The organism is Aquabacterium sp., from assembly GCF_004297345.1.
Classification (GTDB): Bacteria; Pseudomonadota; Gammaproteobacteria; order Burkholderiales; family Burkholderiaceae_C; genus Aquabacterium.
Genome location: NZ_SCTN01000507.1, coordinates 1 through 8,860, shown reverse-complemented (window position 1 = coordinate 8,860; position 8,860 = coordinate 1). Strand labels below are relative to the sequence as shown.

General features: G+C 60.0%; 6 protein-coding genes and 1 pseudogene. 5 read left to right on the top strand and 2 right to left on the bottom strand.

Annotated features, from left to right (window positions below; translation table 11 throughout):
- The 5 genes and pseudogenes from EPO09_RS19630 to EPO09_RS19610 form a co-directional block, all read left to right on the top strand.
- Positions 1-1,550, top strand: a pseudogene (locus EPO09_RS19630) (glutamine-synthetase adenylyltransferase); the annotation flags it as partial.
- 104 nt (positions 1,551-1,654) lie between these two features.
- Positions 1,655-2,227, top strand: coding sequence for a rhomboid family intramembrane serine protease (locus EPO09_RS19625; protein ID WP_290645819.1), 573 nt, complete (start codon positions 1,655-1,657; stop codon positions 2,225-2,227).
- Positions 2,228-2,336: 109 nt separating this feature from the next.
- Positions 2,337-3,329: an EpsD family peptidyl-prolyl cis-trans isomerase gene (locus EPO09_RS19620; RefSeq protein ID WP_290645818.1), complete on the top strand. Its 993-nt coding sequence runs from the start codon at positions 2,337-2,339 to the stop codon at positions 3,327-3,329.
- Positions 3,330-3,410: 81 nt separating this feature from the next.
- Positions 3,411-4,826, top strand: coding sequence for a chain length determinant protein EpsF (gene epsF / locus EPO09_RS19615; protein ID WP_290645816.1), 1,416 nt, complete (start codon positions 3,411-3,413; stop codon positions 4,824-4,826).
- Between the two features lie 10 nt (positions 4,827-4,836).
- Positions 4,837-5,757 (top strand): polysaccharide biosynthesis tyrosine autokinase, encoded by a 921-nt coding sequence (locus EPO09_RS19610; RefSeq protein ID WP_290645814.1) that lies wholly within the window; start codon positions 4,837-4,839, stop codon positions 5,755-5,757.
- Between the two features lie 88 nt (positions 5,758-5,845).
- On the opposite strand, the gene EPO09_RS19605 is transcribed toward EPO09_RS19610, so the two are convergent.
- A complete protein-coding gene (locus tag EPO09_RS19605; protein ID WP_290645812.1) occupies positions 5,846-7,921 on the bottom strand; it encodes a hypothetical protein in 2,076 nt (691 codons plus the stop codon).
- A gap of 36 nt (positions 7,922-7,957) precedes the next feature.
- Positions 7,958-8,860, bottom strand: a 903-nt coding sequence (locus EPO09_RS19600; RefSeq protein ID WP_290645810.1) for an O-antigen ligase, incomplete at its 5' end; no start/stop codon positions are given.

Sequence of the window (8,860 nt, the reverse complement as noted above, 5' to 3'; positions counted from 1 at the left end):
GGCCATCGTGCAGCAAGACCTGCGGTGGCCCGCCGCTGCCTGTTGACAGCGACGAGTTCCTGGCCAAACTGCCCGAACCGGTGGCGGTCAAGGTGCGCGAATTCACCAGCCAGCCCAAAGTGGCCATGCTGACAGACGCCGCCAAGCTGCGCCTGGCCAAGTTGATCGGCCGCGCCACGATGACGGCTTACGGCAAGGACCCAAAAGGGCAACGACCCGACGACGCCGATTGCCTGGGCCCCGAGGCCGTTCTGCGCTTTGTCGAGTGGCTCAACCCTCTGCTGCGCCGCGACAGCTATCTATCCCTTCTGGTCGAGCGCCCCGAAGTGCTGACCCGCCTGCTGCGCCTGCTGGGCCTGGCCAAATGGCCCATGCGCTACCTGCTGCGCCACCCTGGCGTGATCGACGAACTCGCCGATCCCCGCCTGATGGAAGGCCGCTTTGATCCGGTCAGCTATCAAAAGGAGCTCAACGAGCGCCACAACGCCTGGACCCGCGCCGGTCAGGCCGACGAAGAAGCGCTGCTCGACACCCTGCGCCGCGCCCACCACGCCGAGATTTTCCGCACACTGGTGCGTGACGTCGAAGGCCAGCTCACGGTAGAGCAAGTAGCCGACGACCTCTCTGCCCTGGCGGACGCCACCCTCAACACCACCATCCAGTGGGCCTGGGGCCACCTGCAGCAACGCCCTGGCAAACAAGGCGTGTACGCGGTGGGGCGCCAGCCGCACTTCGCCGTGATCGCCTACGGCAAGCTGGGCGGACTGGAGTTGGGCTACGGCAGTGATCTGGACGTCGTCTTCCTGTACGACGACACCCAGGACGAGCAACCCGCCAACGCCGGCCCGGACACCGCAGGCCCCATCGACGCCTATCTGCTGTTCGCGCGCAAACTCGTCAACTGGCTGACCCTGCGCACCTCAACGGGTGAACTGTTCGACATTGACACGGCCCTTCGCCCCAACGGCAACTCCGGCCTGCTGGTGACCAGCTTCCACTCATTTGACGACTACCAGCGCCAACGCGGCAGCAACACCGCCTGGACCTGGGAGCATCAAGCCCTCACCCGCGCCCGCTGGTGCGCCGGCGAACCTGCCCTGGCCGAACGGTTTGAAACAACCCGGCGAGCGGTACTCAGCTCGCAGCGAGATCCCGCGGCCCTGCGTGAAGAAGTCACCACCATGCGCGAACGCATGCGGGAAGCCCACAACTGCCCGTCCACCGAGTTCGACATCAAACACAGCCCTGGTGGCATGATCGATGTGGAGTTCGCTGTCCAGTACCTGGTTCTCGCTTACAGCCAGCGCCACCCCGAGTTGCTCGACAACAAGGGCAACATCGCCCTGCTGGACCGTGCAGAACACGCCGGGCTGCTGCCAGCCGGGGTCGGGCACGCCGCAGGACAGGCTTACCGCGAATTGCGGCGCATCCAGCACAGAGCCCGCCTGGATGACGCCCCAACCAAGTTTGAACTCGCGCACATGCCAGCCTTGCTGACGCAGCGGGACGCCGTGCTGGCACTCTGGCGCGCTGTGTTCCCCCCAGCGTGACAGGTTCAAGCAATGACCAGAGGGATGAACTTCTCGGCGCCAGACTCTGGCTGGCGCTGAGCCTGACACTTGGGCTGCCTGCTGCACTGATGGGATGGGTGCCCTTGAATCAACCCGACAGCACTTGGCCGCTTTGGGCGCAACAACTTGCCCTGCATCCCGACCAAGGCTGGCGCCAAGCCATCGGCGCCTGGTGGGGTGCGGCCTGGCTGCACGGTAGCGCCGAGCACCTTTACCGCAACCTGGTGGCACTCAGCCTGATCGCCGCCATCGGCTGGCACAACCGCGTCCCTGCCCAGACCACCCTGGTCTGGTTCGGTGCCTGGCCCTTGACGCAAATCGGCATGATCGGTCAACCCCTGCACACCTATATAGGTCTGTCGGGGGTATTACATGCCGGCATCTGCGCCATCGCCCTACATCAGGTTACAAATCAATCCACCACACGCAAACCGTTCATCGGGTATCTACTGCTCCTGGGCCTGATATTGAAAATCCTCATGGAAAACCCCTGGCAGCACGCCCTGATCAAACCCCCAGGCTCGGATATAAATGTGGCCCCCTGGGCGCATTTGAGCGGCACCCTCTCGGCTGCTGCCATTTGTTTGTTCACTTCTGTTACCAAGCGACTCCCATGTGTGAAAAGACTGACACGCGGGGGACGTACACTCATTTGAGCGCCCCGAGAAAACCCCCGGGAACTTCGGTCGCGCTACAAGATCTTGCACCGGTGCCGAAAAAAATCGGCCCATGCATAACCAATTGAAACAACCCAACAGTTCAACCATGCAAACCCGCCTGCAAGCCATCACCCGTCAACGCTCCATCCGCATGATGGCCCTGATGCCCGTTGTCATTGCCTCAGCCCTGGTGATCGCCGGCTGTGGCGACAAGTCCAAACATGAAGGCAAGGCCAGCCAGGCGGCAGCCCGTGTCAACGGTGAAGAAATCACCGTGCATCAGATCAATCAATTGCTGGAAAGCCGCCCAGGCCTCAAGCCCGAACAAGCTGACACCGCCAGCCGCCAGGCACTGGAAGGCCTGATCGACCAACAACTGGCCCTGGCCAAGGCCGAAGACCAGAAGCTGGATCGTGACCCTCAGATCGTTGCCCTGCTGGACTCGACCCGTCGCAGCATCCTGGCCCGCGCTTATATCGAGAAGGCTTCCGCAGCGGGTGCCGGCACCCCCTCGTCAGACGAAATCCGCAAGTATTTCGACTCCAAGCCAGCCCTGTTCACGAACCGCAAGGTCTACGCCCTGCAAGAGTTCACCGTGCCGGCCAGCCCTGAGCAAACCAAAGACCTGATGGAAAAGCTCAAGGCCACCAAGACGCCTGCCGCTTTCGTGGAAGTCATGAAGGCAAGCGGTATCAAATTCGGTGTCAACCAGTCCCAGCAAGCTGCTGAGAGCCTGCCCCTGGGCATCATCGAACCCCTGAGCAAGGTTGACATCGGCGAAGCACTTTACGTAACAGCCAAGGACGGCTTCAAGGCCCTGTTGGTCGTGGACGCCAAGAACCAACCCGTCACATTCGACCAGGCCAAGCCAGCCATCGAGCACTTCCTGACTGTTGAGCGTCGCCGCGAATTCGCACAAAAAGAGCTCAAATCCCTGCGTGCCGCAGCCAAGGTTGAATATATCGGCAAGTTTGCAGAGAAGGCGGCCTCAGGTGCCGAGGCAGCCAGCGCGCCAGCCTCCGCTGCTGCTGCTGAACCGGCAACTTCTGGCGGACTTGACTCCAATACGCTGAACAAGGGTCTGTCGGGCCTCAAGTAATGCGTTTTCAGGACGATCTGTGCCCATGGGCGACGGATCGTCCTTCATGTTTTTTAGTTTGTCAGTTAGTCCACTACAGCCATGACGTTCGATCAATTCCTGAGAATCCTGCGCGCCCGTTGGAAACTGGCGCTGGGCATCCTGCTACTGGTTGTGGTGGGCACAGTCGTCGGTAGCTTCATCTATCCCAAAAAATACCAGGCCACGACAACGGTCATTCTGGATGCAAAGCCAGACCCGGTTTCTGCTCAGCAAGCCATGAGCACCATGTCGTCGATGACTTTCCTGTCTACGCAGATTGACGTGATCGAAAGTCAAGCTGTTGCAAGGCGCGTCGTCAAGAACATGCACCTGGCAGATGAACAATCCTTCCGGGAAGAATGGAACAAAGAAACCAAAGGGCAAGGCAATTTCGAAGTCTGGGTCGCCGACCTGATGGCCAAGGGGCTGAAGGTCAAGCCATCCCGCGAATCCAATGTCATCGAAATCTCGTACGAAGCGGCCAACCCTGCCTTTGCTGCGGCCATGGCCAATGCATTTTCACAGGCCTACATTGACACCACCGTCCAATTCCGTGTGAATCCCGCACGCCAATATTCGGACTTCTTCGAAGAACGCGCTCGACTGGCAAGAGAAAAACTGGAACAGGCACAAGCGCGATTGGTTGCCGCTCAAAAGGACAAAGGCATTGTGGCCACTGACGAGCGTCTCGATATCGAGATGCAACGCCTCAACGAGTTGTCGCAACAGGTGCTGACCTTGCGCGCCAACCGATCTGACGCACAAAACCGCTCTCGTGAATCGAGCCGGAATCCAGGTGGCTCCCCCGATGTCATCAGCAACCCATTGATCTCCGCACTGAAAACCGACCTGGCTCGCAGTGAAGGCAAGTTGCATGAATTGCTCGAACGCTATGGTGACATGCACCCCAGCGTGATTGAAGAGCGTGCCAACGTCAACAATCTGAGGGGGCAGATCCAGAAGGAAACCTCGCTCGTCTCCAAGAGTCTGGGTGTCACATCAACGGTGTCCGTGAACCGCGAAAGTGAAACCAACTCAGCTTATGAGACCCAGAAAGAAAGAATCATGAAGCTCAAGGAGTCGCGCAGCGAACTGTCTGTGCTTGAGCGTGAAGTTGAAAGTGCCCAGCACATTTATGATGCCATCATGACCCGGCTCAGCCAGACCAATCTGGAAGGCAGCACCAGCCAGGCCGGCGTGATGGTGCTCAGCCCGGCCACGGAGCCCACCAAACCCTCGTCACCCAAAATGCTGCTGAACGCTGCATTGTCAGTGGTGCTGGGTGCGCTTCTGGCCATGATTGCAGCACTGTGTGTCGAACTGGTTGATCGCCGCGTTCGCAGTGCACACGATCTCTCCCTCCTGCTGGGCGTCGCTGTTTTGGGTGCGTTGCCTGGACCTGGTGGCAAAGCGCCCAAAAAACGTATGGCCTTGCTGCGCAGTAACGACACCGCTCGGGCTGTATTGACCCAATGACAAGACTGGCATGAACGCTCCACACCCCACCCCCCAATTCGCGTCCACATCGACGTTCAGTCCGATGGAGGAGCATGCGCCCACCGAGCCGATCGGTGAGCGTTCGATTGGCGAAATCATTGCCAAGGCCAACAACCTGACGGTTGAGCAAATCCAGAGCATCCTTGAATACCAACGTACCAATGAAGTACGTTTTGGCGAGGCTGCGGTGGCACTGGGTCTGGCCAATACCGACGATGTCATGTGGGCCTTGGCCCAGCAATTTCACTATCCGTACGCATCCGAGAGCAATGGCTCGCTGGATCCGGAATTGGTTGTTGGCGCTCGCCCCTTTACCGAACAGGCCGAAGCCTTTCGTGCCATCCGCAGCCGACTCATCATGCGGCTCTTCTCCGATGAGCGCCCCAAGCATGCCTTGGCCGTGGTCAGCCCCGAGTCCGGAGATGGCAAGACTTTCTTCGCTGCCAATCTGGCCGTCGCATTCTCGCAATTGCCAGGCAGGACGCTCTTGATTGACGCTGACATGCGCAATCCTCGATTGCACACATTGTTCAAGCTGAAAGATCACGGCACGGGCTTGTCCAGCATTCTGTCTGGACGTGCAGCATCGCGCGTCATTCAAAGCGTCCCTGGCTTGCCCAGCCTGTACATCCTCCCGGTTGGCGTGACCCCTCCCAACCCTCTTGAGCTCCTCGAGCGGCCGGGCTTTGCTCTGATGATCCGTGAACTCAAGACCAAGTTTGACCGCGTGATCGTGGATACGCCGGCGCTGTCCTGCGGCGCAGACGCTGCCGTCATTGCCAGCCGCTGTGGTGCTGCACTGGCGGTCGCTCGCCGCGACAACAGCAGCTACCTCGCGACGCAAGAAATGGCCAAAGCCATTCGCATGGGAGCCATTGAACTGGTTGGCTCGGTGCTGAACGAATATTGATCAAAGAGCCGTTTGATCGTCAGGAAAAAGGGAACGTGTTTCACGTTCCCTTTTTTCTTTGGTCAACCCTCGTCAATTCGCGAGGCTGTCAGGGGCCAAAATCCCTCGCTGCCTGACCGAGACGATCCAGGACCTCACGATCGAGACGCTGGACACCAGCCGCATTGAGCTTGGTCGTTCGAACGAAGCTGCCACCTGGCCGACACGTGGGATCCTTGTCATCGTGATCGAACGAGTACAGGCCCAACATGGACACCTCCGCAAGTCGAAATGCCTTGACCGACTGGTACAAGGCTTCCCCTGCGTCCGCGGAACTCATGCGCGTGAACGCCTCATGCCCATTGAGTGGCCGCATGCCGCAGCTGGCAATGCCGTATTCAGTCACCGCGATGGGCTTGTCAACACCGAAGCTCTGCATGACTGTGCGCATCTTGGCCATCACGTCCTCAACACGCAAGGCGTCATAAGGGCGCCCTTGCGCATCGTCGCCCATGGCGCCATAGACGTGTGCCCCAACGATGTCGCAGAACTGAGGCAAGGGCTCCCCCTCACTGGTCTTGGCGCCCAGCACGAACGACATCCCATAAGGCGACTCGGCCTGCGGGCAGATGACGGGCACAGAAGGATCCAGCTGTCGAGACTTCGTTGCAACGATCTTGCACAAGTCCGCCAACTCGGTTTGCGTACCGGTGAAGGCGCCGATCAGATCGGGTTCGTTCCAGCACTCGACCCCGATCAAGCGCCCCTTGAGTCGCTCAAGGGTGGCTGTCACCATGCGACCGTAGGCTGGCCAGTATTTTTTGGCTGGGGGCGCAGCCAGGCCCGGTACGTACATGACCGACTGCTCGCGAGGCCTGGCACTGGCCCAGGTTGGTGAGCCGGAGAACACCATCAACAGCTTGTGGCCATCCTTGCCGTGAAAGGCAGCCCACTCATCGATGTGCGTCCAGTCATAGTCGTCGTCGCCCTTCCACCACTCCATGGCCGACATGCCCGTCGCAGCCAGACTGCGTGCAAAGCGATAGTCCATGTCGATGGCGCCATACCTGCGTTCTGAAGGCCCCGGATAACGGTGAAAGCTCATGCCAACTTGCATGCCCACAGGGGTGGCCGACACATCGACCTGGCCAACGCGGATCAAACCGGACTTGTCTCGCACGGCGCCAGCATCGGGCGTCATGGCCACGTACTGCCCCTGCGCGCCTTGCTTGTCCCGCACGCCAAACAACATGGTGTAGCGACCACGCTGGATGTCGGGTGGCAAGGTCACTTCCCAGTGGTCACTCACAGCGGCACCATGCGCCCAAGTGCGCCCCGCCTGGGTGAATACGCGATCGGCACCAGTCGCGGATCGCAGCACCAGAACCTGCTCCAGATCGGCGTCAGCCTTACCCAGCCCCACGCCAGCGACCTTCACGCGCAATACCCCGGCAGCGCGTGCTCGCGTAACAGGAGCGGCCACAGGGGACACCCGGGCCAGAGACCGAGCGTGATCGAACACCTCGGCGGCACGCCAACGCACCTTGGCCTTGACCGTTGCGCCGGGTTCGATATTGATGATCGATACACGCGGCACCAAGGTGCCCGCACGACGTCCCATGTAATCGTTGTCGCCCGGCGCCACAAAATCCGCAACCAGATGCTGCTGAGAAGGCATCTTCCAGAGCGCCTGTCCATCGTCTGTCACGAACTCTCCCAGGTATCCGCCAGGATCACCGAAAACGTGAAAACCCAAAGCCAGTGCCGAACGCTGATCAGATGCGTCCACCTCGACATCTGCCTCCATGCGGTGGTGCTTGAGCGGCTCGATCCTCAGGGGCTTCGGTGAAAAGGTGAACCCGGCATTGGCCACAACCTTGGCATCATTGCGGATGAAGAAGGTCAACTCGGCCTCGCGCCCTTCCTGAATCGGGCGTACGTCGTAAGTCACGGCCAGGCCATCCGCAAGGTTGACTTCCCGCTCCTTGCCGTCATTGAACATTGACTCGAATCGAACCACGGGCGGCGACTCAATGGGCACCCTCTGTCTGGCGCTGTCAGGTTCCGCCGCCATGGATGACGATGACGCGCCCATGGTGGGCATGAACCAGATGAGCCAACTGAGCAGCGCCACGAAGACGCCACCACCTGTCAGACCCAGAAACGTCTTCTGTCGTCGCGTCATGCCGTCCTCCATTCAGTCCGGAACATCACTGAAAAATCACGGCGTCGCTTGCACACGCGTCAGATCGGAAGCCAGGTACTCACGCGCAATGAAAATGCTGGTGGCAACCACTGCCCCCAAAGCCAGGAACGGTGATCCGGGGTGCCCGGCAAATGCTTTCTCGCCAAAGCCTTGCACCAACATCATGATCATGCAACGGAAGGCACACACGGCCAGATCGCGGCTTTGGGTGGCGGCCGGTGCGCAGCTTTTATTGCTCAGCAGAAAACGCGCCAATATCCACAAGGCCATCAGCACAACAGCCAGCAGTAATCCCGTTCCCAACCAACCCACCGAGATAAGGCTTTCGAGGAAGAAGTTGTGCGCTGTTGCAACCGTGTTCCCCCATTCATCCGCGTGAGCTTTGGGCAACACAACGCTCACGCTGCTGAGGCCATGCCCGATCCATGGCGCCTCGTGCGCCAATCGCCAGGAAGCATCCCAGATCTGCTGGCGCCCCGTAAAGGTCGTCAACTCCGCCACGTTTCCGGAACGCGCAAACAAGCCCGCCAGCAAGGACAACAAGGCATCCTGCAAACCGGGATAGAGCATCACGATGGCCAGCACGGCCAGCCCCAGAAGGCCCACCAGCAAGCCCAGGACACCAAGCTGCCCGGCGACCAACCAGGAACCAAACATCGCGGCAACCAAGCCCATGATCGATGAACGGCTGTTGGTCAGCAACAGCGTCGCGAAGAAGACCAGCAACATGAAAGCGTGAAAACGCCATTTCCAGGTCGTGGCCGCCCGCTTCAACATGAACAAGGCAATCATGCAACCGGCAGCCATGAGGGGACCCAGACTGTTGGCCGTCCCCGTGATGCCCCTGAGACGGTACTTGCTGGGATCCGCCAAGTCGCGCGCCATGGTGGGTGCGATGGCCAGAACGGCCAGCGAGGC

What these genes read in the sequence shown, in the direction of transcription:
- EPO09_RS19620 (WP_290645818.1), top strand. Translation starts at nt 2,337, where the DNA reads ATGCAAACCCGCCTGCAAGCCATCACCCGTCAACGCTCCATCCGCATG.
- epsF (WP_290645816.1), top strand. Translation starts at nt 3,411, where the DNA reads ATGACGTTCGATCAATTCCTGAGAATCCTGCGCGCCCGTTGGAAACTG.
- EPO09_RS19610 (WP_290645814.1), top strand. Translation starts at nt 4,837, where the DNA reads ATGAACGCTCCACACCCCACCCCCCAATTCGCGTCCACATCGACGTTC.
- EPO09_RS19605 (WP_290645812.1), bottom strand. Translation starts at nt 7,921, where the DNA reads ATGACGCGACGACAGAAGACGTTTCTGGGTCTGACAGGTGGTGGCGTC.